Annotated in this window: 23 protein-coding genes and 1 riboswitch; of the genes, 12 read left to right on the forward strand and 11 right to left on the reverse strand. The window is 62.0% G+C overall.

Annotated elements, in window-relative coordinates; genetic code table 11:
• Positions 1-72 precede the first annotated feature (72 nt).
• A complete protein-coding gene (locus QMG79_RS00965; RefSeq protein WP_283536701.1) occupies positions 73-1,536 on the forward strand; it encodes an MFS transporter in 1,464 nt (487 codons plus the stop codon).
• Between the two features lie 34 nt (positions 1,537-1,570).
• Here the strand turns inward: QMG79_RS00965 and QMG79_RS00970 are convergent, their stop codons facing one another.
• A complete protein-coding gene (locus QMG79_RS00970) occupies positions 1,571-2,257 on the reverse strand; it encodes an SAM-dependent methyltransferase (RefSeq protein WP_283536702.1) in 687 nt (228 codons plus the stop codon).
• 343 nt (positions 2,258-2,600) lie between these two features.
• Here QMG79_RS00970 and QMG79_RS00975 point away from each other — a divergent pair, with 343 nt between their 5' ends.
• A complete protein-coding gene (locus QMG79_RS00975; RefSeq protein ID WP_283536703.1) occupies positions 2,601-4,505 on the forward strand; it encodes a DEAD/DEAH box helicase in 1,905 nt (634 codons plus the stop codon).
• Positions 4,506-4,590: 85 nt separating this feature from the next.
• On the opposite strand, the gene QMG79_RS00980 is transcribed toward QMG79_RS00975, so the two are convergent.
• The 9 genes from QMG79_RS00980 to QMG79_RS01020 form a co-directional block, all read right to left on the reverse strand.
• On the reverse strand, positions 4,591-5,241 hold the full coding sequence (locus QMG79_RS00980; protein WP_283536704.1) for an MBL fold metallo-hydrolase: 651 nt from the start codon (positions 5,239-5,241) through the stop codon (positions 4,591-4,593).
• A 10-nt stretch (positions 5,242-5,251) separates the two neighbouring features.
• Entirely contained in the window at positions 5,252-6,241 is a 990-nt protein-coding gene (locus QMG79_RS00985) for an aldo/keto reductase (protein ID WP_283536705.1), read from the reverse strand.
• Positions 6,242-6,348: 107 nt separating this feature from the next.
• Positions 6,349-6,969, reverse strand: a complete 621-nt coding sequence (locus tag QMG79_RS00990) for a nucleoside/nucleotide kinase family protein (RefSeq protein WP_283536706.1) — start codon at positions 6,967-6,969, stop codon at positions 6,349-6,351.
• Between the two features lie 122 nt (positions 6,970-7,091).
• Positions 7,092-7,460, reverse strand: coding sequence for a DMT family transporter (locus QMG79_RS00995; RefSeq protein WP_283536707.1), 369 nt, complete (start codon positions 7,458-7,460; stop codon positions 7,092-7,094).
• Entirely contained in the window at positions 7,460-7,783 is a 324-nt protein-coding gene (locus tag QMG79_RS01000) for a DMT family transporter (protein ID WP_283536708.1), read from the reverse strand. The genes QMG79_RS00995 and QMG79_RS01000 overlap by 1 nt, the downstream gene beginning before the upstream one ends.
• A 9-nt stretch (positions 7,784-7,792) precedes the next feature.
• Positions 7,793-7,858, reverse strand: a riboswitch (guanidine-III (ykkC-III) riboswitch).
• A 76-nt stretch (positions 7,859-7,934) separates the two neighbouring features.
• Positions 7,935-8,489: a HutD family protein gene (locus QMG79_RS01005; RefSeq protein WP_283536709.1), complete on the reverse strand. Its 555-nt coding sequence runs from the start codon at positions 8,487-8,489 to the stop codon at positions 7,935-7,937.
• A 59-nt stretch (positions 8,490-8,548) separates the two neighbouring features.
• Positions 8,549-8,716 carry a hypothetical protein gene (locus tag QMG79_RS01010; protein WP_283536710.1) on the reverse strand — a complete coding sequence of 56 codons (168 nt, stop codon included), beginning with the start codon at positions 8,714-8,716 and terminating at the stop codon, positions 8,549-8,551.
• A 96-nt stretch (positions 8,717-8,812) separates the two neighbouring features.
• Positions 8,813-9,745 (reverse strand): alpha/beta hydrolase, encoded by a 933-nt coding sequence (locus QMG79_RS01015; RefSeq protein WP_283536711.1) that lies wholly within the window; start codon positions 9,743-9,745, stop codon positions 8,813-8,815.
• 25 nt (positions 9,746-9,770) lie between these two features.
• Positions 9,771-10,073 carry a putative quinol monooxygenase gene (locus tag QMG79_RS01020; RefSeq protein ID WP_283536712.1) on the reverse strand — a complete coding sequence of 101 codons (303 nt, stop codon included), beginning with the start codon at positions 10,071-10,073 and terminating at the stop codon, positions 9,771-9,773.
• Between the two features lie 135 nt (positions 10,074-10,208).
• Between QMG79_RS01020 and QMG79_RS01025 the strand changes: the two genes are divergently transcribed.
• Both QMG79_RS01025 and QMG79_RS01030 read left to right on the forward strand, forming a co-directional pair.
• A complete protein-coding gene (locus QMG79_RS01025; RefSeq protein ID WP_283536713.1) occupies positions 10,209-10,829 on the forward strand; it encodes a phosphoribosylanthranilate isomerase in 621 nt (206 codons plus the stop codon).
• Positions 10,830-10,910: 81 nt separating this feature from the next.
• Positions 10,911-11,318, forward strand: a complete 408-nt coding sequence (locus QMG79_RS01030; RefSeq protein WP_283536714.1) for a YccF domain-containing protein — start codon at positions 10,911-10,913, stop codon at positions 11,316-11,318.
• 275 nt (positions 11,319-11,593) lie between these two features.
• Here the strand turns inward: QMG79_RS01030 and QMG79_RS01035 are convergent, their stop codons facing one another.
• Complete coding sequence (locus QMG79_RS01035) at positions 11,594-12,463, reverse strand: DUF4031 domain-containing protein (protein ID WP_283536715.1); 870 nt, start codon at positions 12,461-12,463, stop codon at positions 11,594-11,596.
• 192 nt (positions 12,464-12,655) lie between these two features.
• Between QMG79_RS01035 and QMG79_RS01040 the strand changes: the two genes are divergently transcribed.
• From QMG79_RS01040 to QMG79_RS01075, 8 genes are all read left to right on the forward strand, one after another.
• Complete coding sequence (locus QMG79_RS01040) at positions 12,656-13,033, forward strand: SHOCT domain-containing protein (protein ID WP_283536716.1); 378 nt, start codon at positions 12,656-12,658, stop codon at positions 13,031-13,033.
• A 52-nt stretch (positions 13,034-13,085) separates the two neighbouring features.
• Positions 13,086-14,204 carry an AI-2E family transporter gene (locus tag QMG79_RS01045; RefSeq protein WP_283536717.1) on the forward strand — a complete coding sequence of 373 codons (1,119 nt, stop codon included), beginning with the start codon at positions 13,086-13,088 and terminating at the stop codon, positions 14,202-14,204.
• Positions 14,205-14,234: 30 nt separating this feature from the next.
• On the forward strand, positions 14,235-16,865 hold the full coding sequence (locus QMG79_RS01050) for a winged helix-turn-helix domain-containing protein (protein WP_283536718.1): 2,631 nt from the start codon (positions 14,235-14,237) through the stop codon (positions 16,863-16,865).
• A 96-nt stretch (positions 16,866-16,961) separates the two neighbouring features.
• Entirely contained in the window at positions 16,962-17,363 is a 402-nt protein-coding gene (locus tag QMG79_RS01055; RefSeq protein WP_283536719.1) for a hypothetical protein, read from the forward strand.
• Complete coding sequence (locus tag QMG79_RS01060) at positions 17,360-17,749, forward strand: phage holin family protein (protein WP_283536720.1); 390 nt, start codon at positions 17,360-17,362, stop codon at positions 17,747-17,749. Before QMG79_RS01055 ends, QMG79_RS01060 begins: the two co-directional genes overlap by 4 nt.
• A gap of 25 nt (positions 17,750-17,774) precedes the next feature.
• On the forward strand, positions 17,775-19,568 hold the full coding sequence (locus QMG79_RS01065; protein WP_283536721.1) for an SLC13 family permease: 1,794 nt from the start codon (positions 17,775-17,777) through the stop codon (positions 19,566-19,568).
• 102 nt (positions 19,569-19,670) lie between these two features.
• The gene (locus QMG79_RS01070) at positions 19,671-21,359 is read left to right on the forward strand and encodes an MFS transporter (protein WP_283536722.1); all 1,689 of its coding nucleotides are present in this window, start codon (positions 19,671-19,673) and stop codon (positions 21,357-21,359) included.
• Positions 21,356-22,918: a leucyl aminopeptidase family protein gene (locus QMG79_RS01075; RefSeq protein ID WP_283536723.1), complete on the forward strand. Its 1,563-nt coding sequence runs from the start codon at positions 21,356-21,358 to the stop codon at positions 22,916-22,918. Before QMG79_RS01070 ends, QMG79_RS01075 begins: the two co-directional genes overlap by 4 nt.
• The last annotated feature ends 51 nt before the right edge of the window (positions 22,919-22,969 follow it).

Below are 22,969 nucleotides of genomic sequence, written 5' to 3' on the forward strand. Positions count from 1 at the left end.
GGACTCTTTTGTGCAGACCCCGCATCGATCCATTTTGACCTCAACCTTAGTTGAGGTCTTAGCGTAATGCCCATGACCACTGAACAGGCCCCACCCGTGCACGACTCTTCACCTGAACAGACTGAACCCACCGCCGCCCACGGCCCGGCCCAGCCGGGCCCTGGGATCCTTCAGCACCCCCACCTGTGGGTCACCATCGGCGCGTGCGCCCTGGTTTTCCTCAGCGCGTTTGAGTCTCTGGCAGTGACCAAAGTGATGCCTCTGGTGAGCCGCGAACTTGATGGTGCCCGCCTGTACGCGCTGGCTTTTGCCGGGCCGCTGGCCACTGGGGTTATCGGCATGGTGGCCGCCGGCAACTGGTCTGACAGGCGTGGACCGACAACGCCGCTCTACCTATCCACAGCGCTTTTTGTGGTGGGCTTGGTCATGGCCGGCTTAGCTACCAGCATGCCCGCACTCGTGGCTGGCAGGTTGGTTCAGGGCCTTGGTGGCGGCGCCATCACCGTTGCCCTCTACGTGGTGGTGGCACGGGTCTACCCCGCTGCGTTGCATCCCAAAATATTTGCCGCATTCTCGGCAGCCTGGGTTGTCCCCTCCCTGATAGGGCCTTTCATCGCAGGGGTAGTGGCAAGCGCTTTGAGCTGGCACTGGGTGTTCCTTGGTGTTGTGTTCCTGGTGATCCCTGCGCTGGCCATGCTGGTCCCGGCGCTACGGAGCATGAAGCCGCAGGGTACGGGTCTGGATGAAGCACCAGTTTCTCCCGGACCGTGGAAATTTGGCCGCCTTGCCTGGGCCGTTGTGGCTGCCCTTGCCGTTCTTGGCCTCAACCTCTCCTCTGCCGTGCAGATCGACGGGTTTCCGTGGGCGTCACTGATGCTGGCCGTCATCGCCGTGACCATCGCCCTGGTGGCTGTTCGCCCCCTGGTTCCCGTGGGTACGCTCCGCGCACTCCGCGGCCTGCCGAGTGTCATCCTGGTACGTGGCCTCGTCTCTGCAGCGTTCTTCGGCACGGAGGTGTACCTCCCGTATCTCCTCATCGAGCGCTACAACTTTTCGCCCCAGTTTGCCGGGCTGACGCTTACCGTTGGTGCGCTGGCTTGGGCGAGTGCCTCAACGGTGCAGGGACGGCTCGGGGATCGGCTCAACCACCGGGTGGCTGTCCGGATCGGAACGGCATCAGTGCTGGCCGCCGTTGTCATAGCCCTCGTGACGGCTGCGCTGCATCTGCTGCCCGCCGTCGCGATTGTTGGATGGATTTTTGGTGGCGCGGGGATGGGACTGGTGTACCCGAGGTTGAGCGTCTTGACGCTTGCGCTCTCATCAAGGGAGACCCAGGGATTCAACAGTTCAGCCATGACCATTGCTGATTCCTTGGGTGGTGCGTTGGCGCTGGCCACCACGGGAATTATTTTTACCGGTCTTGCGGCCGTCGGTGGCAGCTTCGCTGGCGTGTTTTCCCTGGCAGCGATTTTGGCCGCGTGCGCGGTAGTGGTGGCTCCTCGGGTTCCGGCGGGAGGCAGTTCTTCACTGGGCTGAGGGCTGCGCGCAATCCCCAGGTTGGGGGCGGGTGTTACGCCTGCAGCCGCAGGGCGCTGAGGACGACGTCGGCAACCACCGCTTCCTGGCCGTCGGGTCCGGCGATGGGCCGCCGGCGGTCCTCGCTCACGTCCAGGCGCCAGCGGTGGCCGTCGAGCTCCAGTTCGGCAACAACGTCCGCGGCGGTGAACAGGGCATGGGCAACGCGGTGTGCGCCCCAGGGTGGAAGGTGGTCCGGGTGGTGCCCAACTATCAGCAGCATTCCGCCGGTCCGGACCGCACCGGCCGCTGTGGCAAGGGCCTGCTGCCACGGAAGGGCTGTGGAATGGAGGAACTGCGCTGAAACAAGATCGAATTCCGCGGACGGCTTCCAGTCGTTGAGGTCCCGAAGCTCCCACGAAATCTGACCGTGCAGGTCCTGCCCGGCGCTGGCCTGGTGTTCGGCCGCCCGGGCAAGTGCCACTGCTGAGACATCGACGGCACACACGTTCCATCCCTGGGATGCCAGCCACAGGGCGTCGCCACCTTCGCCGCAGCCAAGATCCAGGGCGTTTCCGCCCGGCTTGCCGCTGATTTCCGCCACCAGTTGGGGATTTGCGTTCCCGCTCCAGCGGCGCCCGGATGCGGAATACATCTCGTCCCACATGCGCGCAGCGTGGACTGGATCTGTGGTCTCGAACGGGGCCGGTTCCTCGTGGTGGTGTGTTGTGTCAGGGTTCATGGCCCAAGCCTGCCCCGCGATGACGCCCTTTGCAATGCCCCAAACCAGGAGGGTGCAGGAGTCGATGCGGGTGAGGTGATAGACTGGTAAAACTTGATGTGCAGTGATGCCCACTTATCTCCAGGATTCCCAACGGAATCGGAGTCCAGAATTCTGGGAGTGGGATTTTTCATGTGAGAGGCACGTCCTGCGTCGATGAACGCGTTCCATTTGGTCCCCGGCTGGTTGCCCTTATTTGCAGCGGCCCGGTTGATCACCTGACTTTTCTTCGGCGAACCCCTGGTCCAACCGGCTCCGGGGGCCGATATCCGCTTGGATACCGCCTGAAAGACCGTATAAAAATATGACTACTTTTGCTGCCCTCGGTACACCCAAGGCCCTTGCTGACACACTCACCGCCCAGGGAATTGTTGAGCCATTCCCCATTCAGGTGAAGACTCTCCCCGATACCCTGGCTGGACGCGACGTCCTGGGCCGCGGTCGCACGGGCTCCGGAAAGACAATCGCTTTTGCCATCCCGCTTGTAGCACGACTCGCTGAGCGGGAAGCTAAGCACTTCCGCAAGCCCGGGCGCCCCATGGGCCTGGTCCTTGCACCCACCCGTGAACTGGCAACGCAGCTCAACGCCACGATCGAACCCCTGGCCAAGTCCGCCGGGCTGAACACCACCGTCATCTACGGCGGTATCTCCCAGGCTCGCCAGGAAAAAGCCCTCCGCGCCGGCGTCGACATCGTCATTGCCTGCCCGGGCCGCCTGGAGGACCTGATCCGCCAGCGCATCGTGTCCCTTGAGGCCGTGGAAATCACAGTCCTTGACGAGGCAGACCACATGGCTGACCTGGGCTTCCTGCCCGTCGTCAAGAAGCTCATGGACATGACCCCCAGCCAGGGACAGCGCATGCTCTTCTCCGCAACGCTGGACAACGGCGTGGACAAAATTGTCCAGCGTTACCTGTCGAACCCGCTGACGCACTCGGTCGACGATCCCCAGGCCGCAGTGACCACCATGGAGCACCACGTCCTGGTGGTTGGCGACCAGACAGTCAAGAAGCAGCTGATTGTTGAGCTCGCGTCCGGCGCAGGCCGCCGGGTCCTCTTCATGCGGACCAAGCACCATGCCCGCAAGCTCGCCAAGACGCTCACTGACGCTGGCATCCCCGCCGTCGACCTGCACGGTAACCTCTCGCAGAACGCCCGCGACCGCAACCTCGCAGAGTTCTCCACCGGCGACGTCCGCGTCCTGGTGGCCACTGACGTCGCAGCCCGCGGCGTCCACGTGGACGATGTGGAACTGGTCATTCACGTTGACCCGCCCACAGAGCACAAGGCTTACCTGCACCGCTCAGGCCGGACCGCCCGCGCAGGTTCCGAGGGCAAGGTTGTTACGCTGACCCTCCCGGAGCAGCAGAACGACGTCAAGAAGCTCATGAAGGCTGCAGGCGTTGAGGTCAACTTCGAACGCGTCAGCGCCAACTCCACGCTGGTTGCTGGCCTGGTGGGCGAAATGGCTGACAAGATCGATCCCCGGACCCGTGCCGCGCTCCTGGCGGCCAAGGCTGGCCCCCAGGGTGGCGGCAAATCCACCGGAGCCAACGCTGAGCGTAAGCGCAGCAACCGTAACCAGGGCTCACCTAGCGTCGGTGGCCGTGGCGGACGCGGTGGACGCGGACGCGTTGGCGGCGAAGCAACCCGCACGGATGTTCCCCGTGCAGAGCGCCGCGCCGCAGCATTCGAAGGTCGCACGGAAGCTCGAGCAGCTTTCGACCGCGTGTCCGAACAGAACGAAGACCGGTCCATCGCAGCCGCAGCAGCACGCCGCAACTCGCGGGTTCGCGGCACTGCCGGCAGCACTCACCGCAACGACGTTCCCGCAGCAGGTGGCCGTGCATCGGCTGGCCGCGGGTCCGATTCACGCGGCGAAGCACGTGGTTCTGATTCACGTGGCGCGGACACCCGTGGTGGTGCACCCCGCACCTCCGGGGGACGCTCCTCGGAGGGTCGCGGCGCATCCGCCGGCGCCCAGCGTGGTGGCCGTCCGGCAACCGGTCAGCGTGCAGCAGCTGGTGGCGGCGAGGCCCGTGCTGGCGGCAACAAGTCGGTGTGGTCCTCCACAACCGGTGGGACATCCGGTGGATCCTACGGTTCGGGTTCCGGTAACGGTGGCAAGGGTGGCAGCGGCCGCCCGGCCCGTGCTGGTGGATCCCGCCGCGCGTCGGCACCGGCATCAAACGAACGCCGTAGCCGCTAAGGCATAACAGCACCTTAAATCACTGATCCGGCCGGCCTCCCCACAACGGGAGGCCGGCCGGATCAGTTGTTTGTCAGCCGAGGGCTCACCAGCCGCGTGAACGCCACTGCGCTAGATGGGGCCGCTCAGCTCCAAGGGTGGTGGGGCTTCCGTGGCCAGGGTGGACCACAGTGTCATCCGGGTAGGCGTTAAAGAGCCGTTCCTCGACGTCGTCCATCAACTGTGCGAACCGTACTGAATCCTTTTCGGTGTTGCCCACGCCGCCGGGAAACAGCGAGTCGCCGGAGAAAATGTGTGCCGGGCCGTCCGGGTCCTGGTACACGATGGCAAGGGAACCCGGCGTGTGGCCGCGCAACGCTATGGCGCCCACGCTGAACCCGTCAAAGTTCCGCACGTCACCCTGGGCCAGGATTTCATCAACAGGTACCGGTAATGCGGGAGCGTCCTCGGCGCCCGCGGCGGTGCGCGTCCCTGTGGCTTCTACCAGTTCCTTGAGCGCACGGATGTGGTCCCAGTGCTGATGCGTGGTAACCACCAGATCGAGCGAGAGGCCCGCCTCGGTGTCCGAAGCGGCATCGGAAATCATGGACTGGATGGCCTTGAGGTCGTCTGCGGCGTCAATGAGGAGCTGCGATCCTGTTGCCTTGGCGGTCAACAGGTACACCTGATTGTCCATCTCGCTGACCGAGATCCTGCGGATGGTGATGTCGCGAAGTGAATGAATGAGTGTTTCCATGCTCTCCACTCTATTCGCGTCCTTCCGATACCCACTCTGGATTGGCCGACCGGGAGCCCACAACCCCGTCTGCCGCGCTGTCCAGCGCGGAAACCTGCGCGTCGGTGAGGCGAAGTGCCAGGGCGCCGATGTTTTCGTCAATCCGCGCCGTGCGGCGGGTTCCTGGAATGGGGACTACAGGAAGTCCAAGGCTTTGGCCCTTCTGGATCAACCAGGCCAGGGCAACCTGTGCGGCTGTCGCATCCAGCTCCGAGGCAATCTCCGCAACCGTGGCAACTACTTTCTGGTTTGTGGCGATGGCGTCGTCAGCAAACCGGGGGATCCGGCGTCGGAAGTCATCGGCACCCAGCGCTGCAGTGTCTACGGTCCCCGTGAGGAAACCGCGGCCCAGGGGAGAATACGGGACAAAGCCGACGCCCAGTCGGGCTGCCGCCGGGACCACATTGCGTTCCACATCGCGGCTCCAGATGGACCATTCGCTCTGCACAGCCGCGATGGGATGCACGGCGTGGGCTTCGGCGAGTTCTTGGGCTGTGACCTCTGACAGGCCAAGATGCTTGATCTTGCCCTGCCTGACAAGCTCTGCCATGGCCTCCACGGTTTCCACAATCGGAACGCGGAGGTCACGGCGGTGCATGTAGTAGAGGTCGATTACGTCTGTACCGAGCCGTTGCAGGCTCGCATCCACTGCTGCGCGGATGTATCCGGCGTCACCGCGAATTGTTGTGGTCCCAGTGGCTGGGTTGCCCACGAGGCCAAATTTGGTGGCCAGCTGCACCTCGTCCCGGCGTTCGTGCAGCAGCTTTGCAATGAGCTCTTCGTTGCTGCCACTGCCGTAGATATCCGCTGTGTCAAGGAAGCTGATGCCAGCGTCGACGGCGTGGTGGAGTGTTCGGAGCGCGTCCTCCGGATCGACGTCACCATAGACCGGCGTAAGCGCCATCCCACCAAATCCTAGGGGTGATACCTCAAGTCCGTCACCTAATAGCTGCAGTGCCATGCGCTCTCCTCCTCGTAGTGTGGATCCTTTGACTGTGCCTAACCAGCCACGGAAGGTGCATATTCCGCGGCGTTGGGCGTAAGCCACCATGACGCGGTGAACTGGCTTCAGCCGACCCTCAGCAACCGATCTGCCGAGTCGCGGGTGGCTGCGATGAGCTCGGCGTTCGCCTGGTCAGGACCGTTGGCCCATGCCACAGCGGCATCCCGGTCCATCCCGAAGTGCATGTGCCGCTCCACCAGACGGGAAATCCGGGTCTCCCCTGCCAAGTCAAGGAACCAGACCTCGTCCAGGTGCTGCCGGATTTCCCGCCAGCCAGGCAGGGTGGAGAGCAGGTAGTTCCCCTCTGTGATGACCACTGGTGCGCTTTGCGGCACGGCGATCGACGCGGCAACCGGTTCGTCCAGGCTTCTGCGGAACGCTGGCGCGTAGACAACTTCCTCATCCCGGCGCACCAGGCGAGCCAGGAGCGAAACATAACCTCCGACGTCGAACGTGTCTGGTGCGCCCTTACGATCCCGCAGCGGCGTCCCGTCGATGATTGCATTGCCCAGATGGAACCCGTCCATGGGGACCACAACCGCTGCCTCAAGTTCACGCTGAAGTGCCTGCGCAACGGTCGATTTGCCGGACCCAGGTGCACCTGCGATGCCAAGGATCAGCCGCTGGCCGGGCACCAGCCGGTGCAGCAGTTCGTCCAGGGCGGTAGTCAGCGCAGGAGAATCCATGAACTGAGCCTAGACTTGCTCGCTGTATCTCCCCACCTTCTCCTGCCCGGATGGCCAATACGACGGCGTGTTGCTGGGACACGCCGCGATCTCGCCCGAAAGCTGGAGAAACCCAGCGTGCATCAGGGTTTGTCAGGGGCCGCGGAGGTTTCCGGCGTCCCAGCAGGCAGCGATTTGAGTCCGGCAGCGCAGGCCACAATCCCTGCAATGAGGACCACCTTGATGATGCTGAAGGCTTCGGCTCCCGTGGCCATTGCCCAGCCCACTGTCAACGCGGCCCCAATGCCGACCCAAATGGCGTAAGCGGTGCCCAGCGGAATCTGTCGGACGGCGAAGCCCAGGCCCAGCATGCTCAGGCTTGCTGTCACAGCGAAGACAACGGTGGGTCCAAGCTGGCTGAAGCCCTGCGAGAGGCCCAGGGCCGTAGCCCAGACCGCCTCCAGCACTGCTGAACCAAGCAGTGCGATCCAGGCGAATGTGCGGTTGTTCATCACGCCACCACCTTCAGGCCAACCACGCACGCGGCAATGCCGGAGAGTAGCAGGAGGCGTGCCGCCGTCGGGCGTTCAACGCCGCTGACCATGGCGTAGGCGCTTGTCAGGACCACGCCCACACCTACCCAGACGGCGTAGGCCGTGCCGGTGGGTATCGATTGCATGGCGAGTGCCAGGCCACCCGTACTTGCAATAACGGCAACCAGGAAGAGCGCTCCGGGGCGAATGCGCCGGCGTCCGGAGGCTTGTGATGCGCGGTGGAGGGCGGCAGCCCACAGGGCTTCCAGCGCTCCCGACATAATGAGAATGACCCAGGCCATGATTGATCCTCTGGCCAGTCTTGTCGCGTGCCGGGTACTGAACCGTCGTCCGGAGGCCGTCAGTGGCGGCCTTGCACCCACCCTAGCAATGCGCACTGCCCGGCGACCAGCAATGGTGAAGAACCTCACCACCCGCAGGGATTCGAAGACGCTAGCTGTTCACAGCATCAATGGAGACGACGGCCAGGAATCCGCGGCCCAGAATTTCAGGGGATGCGGTGTCAGAGCCAACGACGGCGTCCCAGCGGTTGAGTGCCTCCGCACCCGTTTCCTCTGTAGGCTCCTCGCCGCCGGCTGTGACGCTCGCCTGGCCCTGGAGGAGAACGGCAAACTGACCAGCAAAAACGGGGTGGGCACGCCTCTTGGAGATCTCAATAATGGAGGTGTACCCCCGGAAGGAGGCGTCGGTAGCTACGCTGAGGAAACGAATATCGCCGGTGGGGAGGGAGCCTTGGGCCGTGGCTGCTGCTGGAATACGGAACGCCCGGTTCTTCTCCAGGGGGTGGTCCTGCCCATCAAGGGTCAAAAGCAGGAGTTCGCCGTCCACCACCGTCACCAACCGCTCTGACCCAGTCGCCAGGTCCATGGTCTTGCGCAGTTCGTTGAGGGTGATGCTCCAGCCGTCAGCGGACGCGACACGATGGGACGTTCCGGCGTTGCCAGGAAGTGGCGTTGGCTTCAACTCTGCATAGCGGATGATCTCCATGGGCCCAGCCTAGTTTGTTCCGCGGTAGGTCCACTAAGCCATGCGTCCACTACTAGGGCTCAACCGTTGCCGGGGCCCGTATCCCGGGCTTCGGTTATCAGTGGTGGGCCATCGGGGTTGGCGGTTCCGCCCTCTTCCACCCAGTCGGAAATTTCGGCGGCTTCTTCCGCTGATACCGGGTGCTCGCCCCAGAAAGCGGGCTCGATTTTCCTGGCAATCTTAGACATATCCGGATCCCTTCCTCGGAGCGGAAATCACCACTGAGTATCAACCTGGCCTAGAGACTACGCTCCTGCGAGAGACCTGCCAGGGTCCTAAGTCCTTTATGGAGCAGGGAAAAGCGATGTCCGGAGGGCATCGACCTGCGCCTGCCAGAACTCCTTCGCCACCGGAGTTTTGGCGAAAAGGGCATCAAATCCGTGAAAAGCTCCCTCAACGGTCATCAGCTCGCAGGAAACCCCAGCTTCGTTTAACCGAGCAGCGTAGGCGACGTCCTCGTCGAGGAAGAGGTCAAGGCTCCCTACACCGATCCACGCAGGCGGCAAACCCGAGAGATCCGCACGCCTGGCCGGGGCGGCGTATGCGGAAACCCCCTCCGTGCCCGGTTCGGTTCCTAGGTAGGAGGCCCAGCCGAAACGGTTGCTGCGCCGGGTCCAGACCCGGACGTTGCTGGTGTCCATATCGGTCCGGGCGACTGTCCGGTCATCGATCATGGGATAAACCAGCAACTGGAACGCGGGGGTGATGGTGCCGCGATCATGGGCCAGAAGCGCGAGGCCCGCGGCAACTCCGCCTCCAGCGCTCGCCCCACCGATCGCAATTTTTCCCGGGTCGACGCCGCGGGAACCGGCATTTCCCACCAGCCATGCCAGGGCAGCGTAGGCATCCTCAACGGCGGCAGGCGCAGGGTAGTCCGGTGCGAGGCGGTAGTTCACGGACGCCACGGTGATGCCCAGCGTCCGTGCGAAGTTGATATTGGAAGCCTCATCCTGGACGTGGTTTCCGAGCACCATTCCGCCGCCATGGAGCCACAGGAGCGCTGGCGCCCGGCCTGTGAGGGCTCGCGGACGGTAGAGCCGCAGCGCTACCGGGGGAGCACCCTCAAGGCCAGGTACGTCAACGTCCTCGATCAGAAGATCCACTGCCGCATCAGGGGGCTTGACCGAGCCCCGGTTGGCAAATTTCGCCACCCTTGGCCCCACCGATAGAGGCGGAATGAACCGACCCAGCCTCAGATCGTGGTGGAAAGCGGGCATGGGAACTCCTGGGTTCGGCTGGTTGCTACTTGTCTAGGGCAATCCTGGCGGAGAAGATCTCCTTGGTGGGCACTGCCGCGAGGATATCGCCCAGTCCGCTCTTGCCTTCGGGTGTGAGGCGCCAGGCAGCATAATCGGCGTGGTCCTGCGTGGTGGCCCAGGTTTCAACAATCAGGACGTGGCAGGGATCTGCGTCATCCACCAGCACCTCAATGCCCTCGTTGCCCTGCCATGCGCGGGTTGCAACAAGTGTTTCGTTGATGACCCTGGGTGCGTCATCAAGATGGGCGGGAGCAATCTGGATTTCAAGGTTAACGATCGTGGACATGCGATTCCTTTTCATCGGGTGCGTGCAGCCAGCATATGCGGGCCGCCACTGGTGTAACGTGCGGTTGCGTCAGGTTCTTCCGTCTGAGGCACAGAAATCAATGCTTCAGATGGCCATCACCACTAAGGAGTTCACGTGTTCGTCAAGGTCTGCGGACTCAGTACCACCGAATCCGTCGAGGCAGCAGTCGCAGCAGGTGCGGATGCGCTCGGGTTTGTCCTCACGTCCAGTCCCCGGGAAGTCAGCGCTGACACCGCGCGAACGCTGCTGGATGTGGTTCCGCCAGAAGTGGCCGCCGTCGGGGTTTTCCGGGACGAACCAATAGAGGATGCACTTGCGGCCGTGAAAGAAGCTGGACTTGACTGGATCCAGCTGCATGGAAACCGTTCCACGCGGGACGTTGCGGCCGCCCACGAGGCAAAGCTTCGGGTAATCCGCGCCGTGACAATGGCTGATGACGATGCTGCCTTCGCATCCATGGGGGAGGACATCCTCCTGGTGGATTCTGCGGTTCCAGGCTCGGGCGAGTCCTGGGACTATTCCTCCGTCCGGGACAGGATCGGGGACAACAACGAGAACCACGACGGCGTTGCCCGCCGCTGGCTCCTTGCCGGCGGGTTGCACGCGGATAACGTCGCCCACGCCGCCCATGCGGCTCATGCCTGGGGGGTTGACGTCTCTTCCGGCGTGGAGAGCTCCCGTGGTATCAAGGACGTGGAGCGGATCCGGGATTTTGTTCACGCTGCCAAAGGCTGACCCCGGTGTAGGCCAGGATTGATCCAAAGATCAGGGGAACCCCTGATGCCCCTTTGCGCACCAACACTGCAGAATAGGGTGATGAGGACTTTGCTGAACATCATCTGGCTTATTTTTGGCGGTCTGTGGCTTGCCCTGGGCTATTTCCTGGCCGGCGTTATTTGCTGCGTCCTGATCGTGACCATTCCGTGGGGGATCGCGTCGTTCCGGATCGGCGCCTACGCACTGTGGCCCTTTGGGCGCATGGTTGTGGATGGCCCCCGGGGCAACCAGTCGCTTTCCCTGCTGGGTAATATTATCTGGCTGGTTTTTGCTGGTGTATGGATCGCGATTGGTCATCTGGCCTCCGCAATAGCCATGGCGGTCACCATCATCGGGATTCCCCTGGCTATCGCGAACATCAAGCTGATCCCGGTCTCCCTGATGCCGCTCGGAAAGCAGATTGTCCCCACCGGCAGTTCCAGCATTGGCACCTACCAGCACCGCTGAGGGAAGGCCGGCGACAGGGACAGCCCCGGCTCGCCGCAGCGTCCGGCCAACATTGCTGAGTGCTCGGGAGAAAAAGGCTTTTGCCGTTGCGTCCCGCGCGGGGTAGGGACACACTGTGGCCCCGCGGTGGACTGCGATGCTCACGCAAGTGGTAAAGGCAAAACGATCCACGACTACTTCCACGTCCGTCCCGTGGGCTGTGGCCTAGGTGGCTGCCAGGCCCCCTTCGCAGCGCACCGTGAAGGGCGGCTGCCGGTGTGCTGCGTGAATTTCATTCACGCGAGTTCGCCTCGCAGGTTCGCCCGGGCAGCGCCCAGCCACAAGCTCTGTGCCCGCGGCAGTGTGAACAGCGGATCCAGTGCCAGGAGAGAGCGGACGACGGCGCTACGCCCGGCAGCGAAATCAGCGTCGGGAACGTGCGCGTAGTCGCGGCGGACGGCTGCAACGTAGCGGGCGTAGTCGGCCGGTGCAGCACCCAGGATTGACAGGTCAGCGTCGCAGAGCAGCGCGCCGCCGGTATCTGCAGGATCCGTCCGGTGGTGGGCTGTGAGGAGGACCAGCCGCTCCACGTCAGCCACTTCGTAAGCGGGCACCCCGGCTTCTGTCAGGCGGTCAACGGCCAATCGAGCCGATTCCTCCTCATCCTGTCCAGCTATGCCGCGGTAGACGGAGTCGTGGAACCAGGCTGCCAGCCTGACCGTGCGGGACGGCAACGCGGGAGCGGCCAACACGTCCAAGGCCTCCAGCACCGCCAGGAGATGCGTGCGGCCGTGGTAGTGCCGGTGGTCCTCGCCCCACCGGTCCATGAGGTCCAAGAACAGGGCATCGTGCCCCGGTAAGGTGCTGTTCCAGCGGTTGAGAAGGGGCAGGTGGAGCGAAGAATTCCGGTCCCGGGCGCGAATGCGCAAGCCGCTGGCTATCAGCTTCCGGACCAGGATGCGCGCTTCCACCGGGATGGCACCGGCAGCCACCAGATCTTCATAGCGGCGGACAGGGACATCGTAGTGATCGCCGTCGAAGGCCCTGGCCGGGATCCCGGCGGCTCCCGCAAAGGAATGCAGTTCACTGAGGGAGTCATCCGAAACGAGATGGGAGAAAACCGTCCCGTGGGCAGGCCACAGCGGCGGGTCAAGATAGATGGCCATGCTGGAATTCTAGCTACTTCACCCCACGATCACCCTAAGTGGGTGAGTTGTCGTTGCTGAATGAGATGAAAGATTGAAAGGCAGCACTGTTGCTCTGGTTTTCCGCGTAATTTTTAGGTGGGTTGCATTCAGGAGGCTGTCTTCTGGGGCCCGCGCGTCGCAAAAACGCCGCTGATGATAGGAAAAAAAGACATGAATTTCTGGGAAACACTGTGGCGCATAGTTGTCGCATTCTTCTTTGTTGCCTATCTGATCCTCCTTTTCCAGATTATGGGGGATCTGCTGCGGGACCGGAACCTGAATGGCGGAGTCAAGGCCCTGTGGCTGATCTGCTTCTTTGTTGCTCCCGTGGTGAGTGGCCTGGTTTATGTTCTGTTCCGCGGCAAGGGCATGGCATCGCGGCAGAACCTCCGGGCCCAGGCCGCAGTAGAAGAAACCGAGAACTACATCCGCAGCCTAGACGGCAAGGAATCGCCGAGCCAGCAGATCCAGACTGCCAAGGCACTGCATGCAGCCGGTGATATCTCAGACGCCGAATTCGATCGCCTGAAAGCACTGGCACTCGCCTGAGCCCAGCAGTCCTGATGTACTGCATTCCCATAATCCAGAAACGGGATGAACCATGGCACGACTGAAGGATTTACCGCTCCTGCATGGTGGTCCATTCAGCTTTGGTTTTTTCGGCGCACTCGGTGTCCTTCTGGCGCTGGTGATCGGCGCGGCCATCGTATCGCTGACCTATGCGCTGACCCTGATTTTTATGGCTCTCTTCATAGCTTTGGGGCTGTATCCGCTGGTGCGGCGACTTGAGAGATGGAAGTTTTCCCGGTCCGGGGCGGTTCTGACGGTCCTGGGCGGCTTCCTCCTGGCAGTGGTCCTGCTGGTCCGGTTCATTTCACCGATTCTTATCGAGGAGGGCACGGCACTGGTCCGGGCCCTCCCGGGGAGTTTCGATGACCTTGCAAACCAGCCGTGGTTCAGTGACCTTAACGGTTCCGTAGGTGGGCTTCTGACTCCGCTTGTGGACTGGGTTGGGGTCGCTGCCGCAGATCCCAACGTGTGGCTCGCCGTAGGTGGCGGTGCGCTGCAGGTGGGTTACAACTTGGTCAATGCAAGTTTCGGCACCATTTTCGTGGTTGTTCTCACGCTCTATTTTGTTGCCGGGCTCGAAGCCATCAAGTCCAGCATGTATGCGTTGGTTCCGGCATATCGCAGGGAGTCCTTCATTGACCTGTCCGAGACAATTGCGGCCTCGGTGGGAAAATATCTGAGCGGCATGGTGGTGCTTGCCTTTTTCAACGCGACGTTCACTTTTATTGTCCTGAGCGTCGCAGGCGTAAGGTACGCCGCGGTCCTGGCGATCCTTGCCTTCCCGATCACGCTGATTCCGCTGGTGGGCAGCGTGGTCAGCACCACTTTCGTGACGGTGATTTCCCTCTTCACCTCACTTTCAACAGCAGTTGTGGTGCTGCTGGTGATGCTTGTCTACATGCAGGTTGAAGCCTATGTCCTCACCCCACGGGTGGTGGGCAAAGCAATTAGCATCCCGGCCTCCCTGGTCCTGATCGGCGCCATGGTGGGCGGAACGCTGCTGGGCCTCCTTGGAGCACTTATCGCCTGCCCCACCACGGCATCCATTCTCCTGATCATCAAGGAAGTAATAGTGCCACGGCAAGATGCCAAGACAGGACCTGTACCAGACACGATTGTTATTGCAAAGGAAACTCCAGAACCCGGGTGAAAACACCGTCCTGGATCATAGACTTGGGACGTGGAACAGATCGATCTAGAGGTACCTGACCCGCGATTCACTGTCTACTATCCGACCGTGCAGACTCCAGCTGATGTCATACAGCGGCCAAAACTACTCAGCCGGCTCGCTGCAGCGCCTGCCTCGGTGCTGATCTCTGCCCCAGCCGGCTTCGGCAAGACCACGCTTCTCTCCCAGTGGCTCGATGCCGATCCGGGGACCACTGCATGGGTCACCGTTGACCAGAGCAACAGTGGCGAGTTGTGGGCAGCAGTCCTTGGCGCGATCCAACGCTGCCCGGGAGTACAGTCCGGTTCCCTTCATGGGCTAGGCCTGATCCACGACAATCCTTCCAATGCAGTCCACCAACTGGGTCGCCTGTTGGCAGCCGACGGTCTTCTCGTCAGGGTGGTCCTGGATGGCGTGGATCGCTTTGAGCGGCGCGAGCGCGAACGCTGGCTGCCGGCTTTCCTGAACCACAGGGACCTCCCTGTCCAGCTCCTCATGACAGCGAGGACCAGCAGGTCTGTTGACCTGGGGGCAGCCCGGCTCACGGGCCGTATCCTTGAGCTGCTTCCCAATGACCTTGCTTTTTCCCTGGACGAGGCAAAGGACCTGGCGGCCATCAACGCGCCAGGACTCGGCGCTGGCGAGCTCACAGGACTATTCCAGCAGACAGAGGGCTGGCCTGCCGGGTTGGTACTCGCACTTCAGGCTTTCCAGAATGCAAAAGATCCAGCGGCATTATTGGCGGACGTCGCGGGAAACAGCCGCAAAATTGCTGACTACTTCGAGCGCGTTGTCCTCGCAGGGCTGCCCCCTGCAGAACAGGAAGTCCTACGGACTGCAAGCCTCTGCCGGGAGCTCAACCCGGGCCAGGCCGCGGCCATTACGGGGCTGCCGGACGTCGGATTGATACTTGCGTCGCTGGCGGATGATCTGGGTTTCCTTGAGAATTCTGGTGAACGGCGGACGGTTTTTCGGGTTCGTCCGTTGCTGAAGAACTATATTCTCGGTGATCTGGCGAGGCGCTTTCCCGGGGAGCTTCAGAGACGGCACTCCGCTGCGGCCGCGTGGCATCTTCAGGCAGGCCAGCCCCTTTCTGGGCTGTGGCACGCCCTCAATGGAGCGGATTGCGAGCTTATCGCTGCCATTCTTGAGAAGAGCGGTGTCGCGCTGATCAACTCCGGTGGCCAGGCGATGGTGCGGCAGGGTCTAACTGAGCTCGGTTCGGTGGTGTTGGACAGCCCTGCCCTGTGCCTGGTGGCTGCATTTGGACACCTCGAGATACACCAACCGTTGGCGGCTGCCCGCTTCCTCGCAGCTGCTTCCAGGGTTTGGCCGCTTGAACCGTCGCGTGATGTGGACGAACTCAGGACCCTCGCGGAGGCTGAGGTGTCCTGGTTTGCCACCCAACGCCAGCAAGATCCGGAACCACCGGTGGGGTGGCCTGAATCGTTGGTCTTTTCCGCAGATCCGTCGATTCGGATCAAGGCCACCATGATGCAGGTCAAGACGGAATTGGCCAGGGGTAACTTTGCCGAGGCGGAGCTGCGGGCACAGCGGGCCTTGGCGGAGGCCAACGACGTGGGAAATGTTCACCTGGTGGGAAAGATCATCTTGCGCCAGGCTTCTGCTGCATCAATGCTGGGGGACCTGCGAAAAGCCAGTGACCTCCTAGCGGTCTATGAAGACCATCTGCCAGAACGAGCCAGGGGGTCGTCCCCTGGAGGTGTTCTCGGGGCACTGATCCGCAGTTCAGCAGCCCTGTTGCACGGTGAGCCAGCGGCGGCCGCCGTGGCTGCCGACGTCGGACGGACCGAACTGGGGCACATGACAGCGTCCTCGGGAGGTGTTGGAGAATTACTGTCCCTGGCAGTGGATCTGGTCAAGGCGACGGCGCAGATGGATCTTGGCGGCAGGCAGCAGGCGCTGGAGGGTATGCGCCAGGTCAGGGCGCGGATTGATACTGCCAGTCCGTTCGGCAAGCCGCTGTGCGCCTGGATGGCCGTGACTGAACACGCCGCGGCCATGGCGCTGGGGCATACGCGACGTGCCAGGGAAATTTTGGAATGGTCGGAAATCCACTTGACCGGGACCGGAGAGCTTGCCCTGATCCGGGCGCAGGGGCCAGCGGCCCTCAATCGTTTTGACGTCGCCCGCAGCAGGCTGGCGCCGCTGCATGCCGGTGCAGTGGTGCCCGTGCTTGCATGGACCTGGTTGCATGTCTCAGTCCTGGAGTGCACCATGGCGCTGCGTGCAGGCCAGCGCAGCAAAGCCATCGCGATTCTTGACGAGGCACTGGAGCGGGCAAACGAGCTGAACGTGTTACGCCCGCTGGTCCTCGCACCGCAGGAAATCATGGATCTGCTGATCGAGCGAGCTGGCGTCCACGGCCTCCAGGAGCCCCTGTCGTTGCGCCTGCTGGCGTTGCGGAGCGGCGGGACCAAGCAGCGCCAGTCGCTGACGCAACGGGAACAGGAGGTACTGGCACTGCTGCCATCGCATCTGTCCCAGGAGCAGATAGCCGCCGAACTTCACCTGTCCGTCAACACGATCAAAACGCATCTCCGGCTGGTCTACGCCAAACTGGGCGTCAGTTCGCGCCACGACGCCGTTGCGGCAGCCTACAGAAACGGGCACCTGCCCTGATTTTTGGGCCGCAGCTCATTTTCGGAGGCCGCTCGCTGCGGTGTTTCACCCTAATAGGGTGAGTCGCACCCTGGGGCCCAGACCTAGGGTGAAATTATGAAAGTATCTTCACTCGCCACGGTAGGACTGGGCGTCACATCAGTGTTGCTGTTGGGCGCCTGCGGGACGTCTGGGTCAACCCCGGTAGCCACCGTCACTGTTACGTCCATCCCTGCACCCTCTCCTGAACCGCAGCTTCTCAGCGGTTTTGTCTGCAGTGCAGATGCCGACAATGTCTGGCGTGGCAAAGCCCTCCTCACCAACAATGAACCCGCTGAGGCGACCTTCACTGTAAGGTTCTCGATCCGGCGCAGCGCTGACGCGTATCTCATTGGCTACGAAGAAGACAGCTTTACCCTTGCACCTGGCCAAACGGCAGATGTTGCATTCCCTGATATTGCCACCGCAGACCCGGACGGACTTAGATGCCTGCCCCGAGTCACCACGGAGCCCTCGTGAAATCACTGCTCTTCACCGCTGGTATCCACGTCGCTGCAGCCGCCGCAGGATTGATCCTCAGTGCCCTGTGGCTGCCAGGCTTCCGCGTGCAGTGGCAGGGATTCGTCGCGGCAGCCGTGATCCTGGCAGGTTCGCAGGCCCTTCTCGCTCCGATCGTTGCAAAGATGGCCAGCCGGTTCGCCCCCACCTTCATCAGTGGGGCCGGGATTATTGTGGCCCTCGTGGCGCTCCTGATTGCGAGCATTCTGCCCGGGGGAGTCACTGTTGCAGGCTTTGGCAACTGGCTTCTTTGCGGCCTGATCCTATGGATACTGACGGCTACAGGCTCCATCATTGACCTGCAGCTTCGGGCGCGGAGACGCCGGGCAAAGGAATTGCGGGCATGAGTGCCGAACCTAGCGGAGGGCAGTGATGTCAGACATCACCATAACCCTCGTGGTCCTGGTCCTGGCGGTTGCCGCGTTTGTGTGGAACCGAATCCCGGTGAGCATCGTGGCACTGGGTGTTGCGCTACTGCTGTACGGAACGGGAATCGTCAGTCTCGATGAAACCTTTGCCGGATTTGGCAGCGGAACGGTGGTCCTCATTGCTGCGCTGTTTGTTGTTGCCGAGGCTATAGACAATGCTGGTGTCACCACATGGCTGGGAACGCTGCTCATCAGGTATTCGGGTACCAGCCGATTTCGTCTGATGTCCCTGATGATGGCCCTGACTGCTGTGTTGACAGCGTTCATCAGCGTTAACGGCGCAGTTGCAGCATTGCTCCCCATGGTGGTCGTCCTGGCTGTCCGGTTGGGGCGCCGTCCGGCGCAACTGCTCATGCCACTTGCTTTTGCCGCACATGCCGGATCGCTGCTGGTCCTGACTGGGTCGCCGGTGAATATCCTCATCCTCGAAGCTGCGATGTCCTCCGGGGGCGGGGGAATCGGGTTTTTCGAGTTTGGCTTGGTGGGGCTTCCGCTCTTGTTGGGCACCATAGCCTTGACCATGTGGTTGGCGCCTACCCTGCTCCCTAACCGCACGCCACTCTCTGCACCCAAGGACCTTGGCTCGCATGGGCAGACCCTGATGCGTGACTACATGGGCGACGACGGCCTGCGAAGGCTGGGGATTACCGCCGGATCGACCTTGGTGGGGCGCTCAGTCCAGGACCTGCTCGACGTTGGAACCGCGCGCCTTCACCTGATCAGCGTCCAGGGGCCGGATGGACGTCCGTCCAATCGGCCCGACCTCTCTGCCGGTGATCAGGTGGTGGTCAGGGGTGAGCAGGAATCCATCAACGAGTTCGCCGACCGCCATGGCATTACCGAGATCCCCGGCGCCAACTGTGGCCTGATCAGCAGTGACTATGGGGTGGCTGAGGTAGTGGTCGCCCCGCGGTCAAATCTGGTCGGAACAGACGTATATCCGGGGATGGTGACGGAAAGCGGAACACTGGTGATCCTTGCCCATCAGCATGCTGGCGAAGCGGAATCGACAATCCGTACGAAGATTGCAGCAGGCGACAGGTTGCTCCTCCAAGGCACCTGGCGCGCTCTGGACCAGCACACCATTGACCACAATGTCCTGCTGGTGGACTCACCTGATGCCATCCGGCGCCAGACTGTGCCGCTGGGTCCAGGGGCGCGGCCGGCGCTCGTTGTCCTTGGCCTGATGGTGGTGCTTCTTGCCACGAACATCATTCCAGCGCCTGTTGCAGCGTTGCTCGCTGCCATAGCAATGGTCCTCCTCAGGGTCATTACCTCGCAGCAGGCTCAGCGCTCCATGTCCTGGCAGACCCTCATCCTCGTGGCAGGCATGATTCCGCTCTCGACCGCGATCACTTCGACCGGAACCGCCACGATGATCGCCGATGCCATGGTGGCCGTGGTGGGCACCTCCAGTCCCGTGCTGCTTCTGGCCGGGTTCTTCGTCATCACGGCGGTCTTGGGGCAGCTGATCAGCAATACAGCTACGGCACTCATCATCATCCTCATTGGGATCGCTGTGGCAGCAGAGTCTGGGATCAATCCACTGACCGTCCTCATGTGCATCTCGGTAGCCTCGGCAGCTGCCCTGCTGACGCCGGTGGCTACCCCCGCGAACATGATGATCATGGAGCCAGCCGGGTACCGTTTTGGCGACTACTGGAAATTTGGGCTGGCCATCATGGCGCTCTATGCCGTTGTATCCATTGGATTGGTTCCGCTCATCTGGCCGCCCTAGCCGCACCTGAATGGACCCGTCACACAGCCGGGGACCTTCGTTCACCGAGGCTTCGCCGCCTTATCAACCGCTTGATACGCACCACCTCACGAGGAGCAGGAAATGGCCACCACACATTCGCCCACGGCGGCGTCCACAAAGGAGAGCCCAGCATCGTGGTTGCCACTGATAGTGGTGGTGATGACTCAGATCCAGGCGTCCTTTGCCGTCAACGCGCTCACTGTCTCCATGCAGGGCATCACTACTGACCTGGATACTGCGGCCACGTCCATCGGGACAGCCATTACTGCCGGAACATTCTCCATGGCGGCCTTCATCCTTCTGGGTGCCAAAGTGGGTGCGCGTTTCGGTACCCGAAAAGTCTTCCAGATTGCGGTTGCCATCCACGCAGCAGCAATGGCAGCCGTAGCCCTGAGCCTCAGTCCCGCCATGCTGTTCATTGCCCAGGCGTCGTCAGGAGCTGTGATCGCCCTGATTGCACCGGCGTTGACTGTCTTTATTGCCACGAACTACAAGGACCAGCAGCAGGCAAAAGCGATCGGACTCCTTGCCGCGGCCATTCCCGCTGCGGGCGTCTTGGCGCTCCTGGTTGCTGGCTGGTTTGCGACAACCATCGGCTGGCGCTATTCGTTCGGGCTGATGGTTGTCTTGGGTGTTGTAAATCTGCTTCTGAGTTTCAAGCTCAAGTCAGTGCCAGCGCAGCCACTGATCAAAATCGACTGGACCGGGGCTTTTATTGCTGCTGCCGGCATCATCCTGTTGAGCTTCGGCTTCAGTGGGATGTCCAGCTGGGGCGTCTGGCTCGCTACGGATCAGGCACCCTTCGCGATTCTTGGGATCTCTCCCGCGCCTCTCCTGATTATCCTTGGCCTGGTCACGGGCCAAGTCTTCTTTGCCTGGCTGCGCAAACGCCAGGAAATCAAGATGCCCCGGATCTTTGACCTGAGGGTGCTGGCTTCCAGCTCGGAGCTGGCCGTAACAGCCTGCATGGCGATCATGCTCTTTGTTGGTACTGCGGCAAACTTCCTTATTCCGCTCTACATCCAGATCGTGCAGGGGCGCAGCAGTATTGAGACGTCCTTCTCCATCATTCCTTACACGCTGTCCATCTTCCTGGCCAGTACTTTTGTCGCCTTTCTCTACGAGAAATATCCCCCCAAAATCATCGCCCGATCCGGCTTTATCGTTGTCGCCGGGGCACTTGTCCTGATCGCCTTCACTATCCGAAACGACTGGGGGCAGCTCTTCGTGGTCCTCGGCCTGATTCTTCTGGGCCTCGGACAGGGCGCAATCGTTGCACTTGTCTTCAACACCTTGCTCAGCAGCGTCCCGCGGGAGCTGGCTGGCGACGTTGGTGCCTGGCGAGGCCTGGTCCACAATCTCTCGGGCAGCGCGGGCATCGCCGTAGCCAGTGCTTTTGCTGTAGGAACCCTGGGGTCACTGATCGCCACAGCCGCCAATGACCACCCGGAGATATCGCCAGAGCTGATCTATTCAGTCAATATCAATGACGCGGATTTCATGACGGATGCCCAACTAGAGGCATTGCTGGGAGACCGTGCCGGTAGTCCTGCAGAACTGGCAGCAGCCATTGACGTTAATGCCGAGGCGCGGCTGCGTTCCCTGCAGATCTCGCTTCTTGGCCTCGCGGGTCTTGCGATGCTGGCGATTGTGCCAGCTGGTCGAATGCCCGGGAAACGTCCGGGGGACCTGCCAAAACAGCTGGAACCCGATGACCCCGATGCACTGGACCTGGACACCGAACCGACGACTACTAAGGGAAGAAAATGACTTTCGATGCCTACAAACTCATTCCGGACACCTTTTCGCGTGTTCCTAGTTTGGACAGAATGGAACCCCAGATCCAGTGGGTGAGCGAGTTTGACGATCCAGACGTCATCGGTGTGCTGGTCACTGAAGATGGTGCCAGTTCCAGTTCTAGCGCCCTGGGCATGGATCCTGATGCGCTGGGCCGCGCCGGCTTCAGCACCAAGCTGGGCAGCACACTGGTGGTACCCACAGCCCGGGGCCCCGTGGTCGTCGCGGTTGGCGGTGGAAAGGCCACAGACCTGACGTTGCCGCGGTGGCGCGAAGCCATGGCCGCCCTGATCGGGGTCACGTCCAATCACCAGCGGATCGCGTTTGAGCTGCCTGCAGTGACGAATGTCGCCGCTGATGCGCTGGGCCAGGCCCTGGCCGAGGCGGCCCTGCTGGCGCGCTACAGCTACAGTGCGCTGCGATCCACGCCTGAGAACGTGCCGCTGGTTCTTCTGCAGCTGCTCTCACCCGGGATTGACCTGGATGTGGCTGCCGCCGGATCCGATGTTGGAGTAACCACCTCCCGGGCAACCAACATTGCCCGGGATCTCTGCAACGCGCCAGCCAGCCACCTGATGGCCACGGACCTAGAGGATGTTGCGGTCGAGCTCGGGAGCCGATTTGGCTTTGCGGTGGAATCCTTCACCAAGGAGCAGCTGATTGATTTGGGCTGCGGAGGACTTCTGGGCGTGAACGCCGGAAGTGTCGAGGAGCCAAGGATGCTCAAGCTGACGTACCGGCCCGAGGGGGAACCGGCGGGGCATCTTGGGCTGGTTGGAAAAGGGATCATGTACGATTCCGGCGGGATCAGCTTGAAGCCCAGTGACCCCATGCACCTGCTCATGAAAATGGACATGGGTGGTGCTGCTTCAGTCCTGGCTTCGTTTACGGCCCTGCACGAGCTCAACGTCAGGGCTTCTGTCACAGGCTTCTTGATGTGCACTGACAACATGCCCTCCGGCTCGGCCTACAAGCTCGGCGATGTACTGACAGCCCGCACTGGCACCACCATCGAAATCAAGAACACCGATGCCGAGGGTCGCTTGGCCATGTGTGACGCGCTGACGCTCGCGGTCGAGGAAGGCGTGGATGCGATTTTAGACATTGCCACCCTGACGGGTGCCGCCCTGATGGCGCTCGGTCAGCTCACCGCTCCGGTCTTTGGTAATGACCAGGCACTTGTGGACCGGGTCCTTGCCACAGAGCAGCACACTGGCGAGCAGCTGTGGCAGTTGCCGCTCGAAAGGGGCTACAGGTCCCAGCTGGACTCCGATATTGCTGACATCTCCAACCTTGGCGGCAAGTATGCAGGCTCTACCACCGCTGCGCTCTTCCTTGCGGATTTTGTCGGCGATACAGCCTGGGCCCATATCGACATCGCTGGGACCATGCAGTGCGACGCCAAAGCCGGGTGGCGATCGAAGGGCGCCACGGGATTCGGGACCCAGGTACTCATCGATCTGGCCAGGGATTTTACGCCTGGGTGTGAAATCAGTGATGGGACTCATATAAATCGGCCGTTTCGGAAGTAAATTGGTAGCGTCGAAAGTCGAGCCAGACTTACTACGACGCGGGTTGATGAA

Source organism: Pseudarthrobacter sp. PS3-L1 (assembly GCF_030063285.1).
GTDB lineage: Bacteria > Actinomycetota > Actinomycetes > Actinomycetales > Micrococcaceae > Arthrobacter.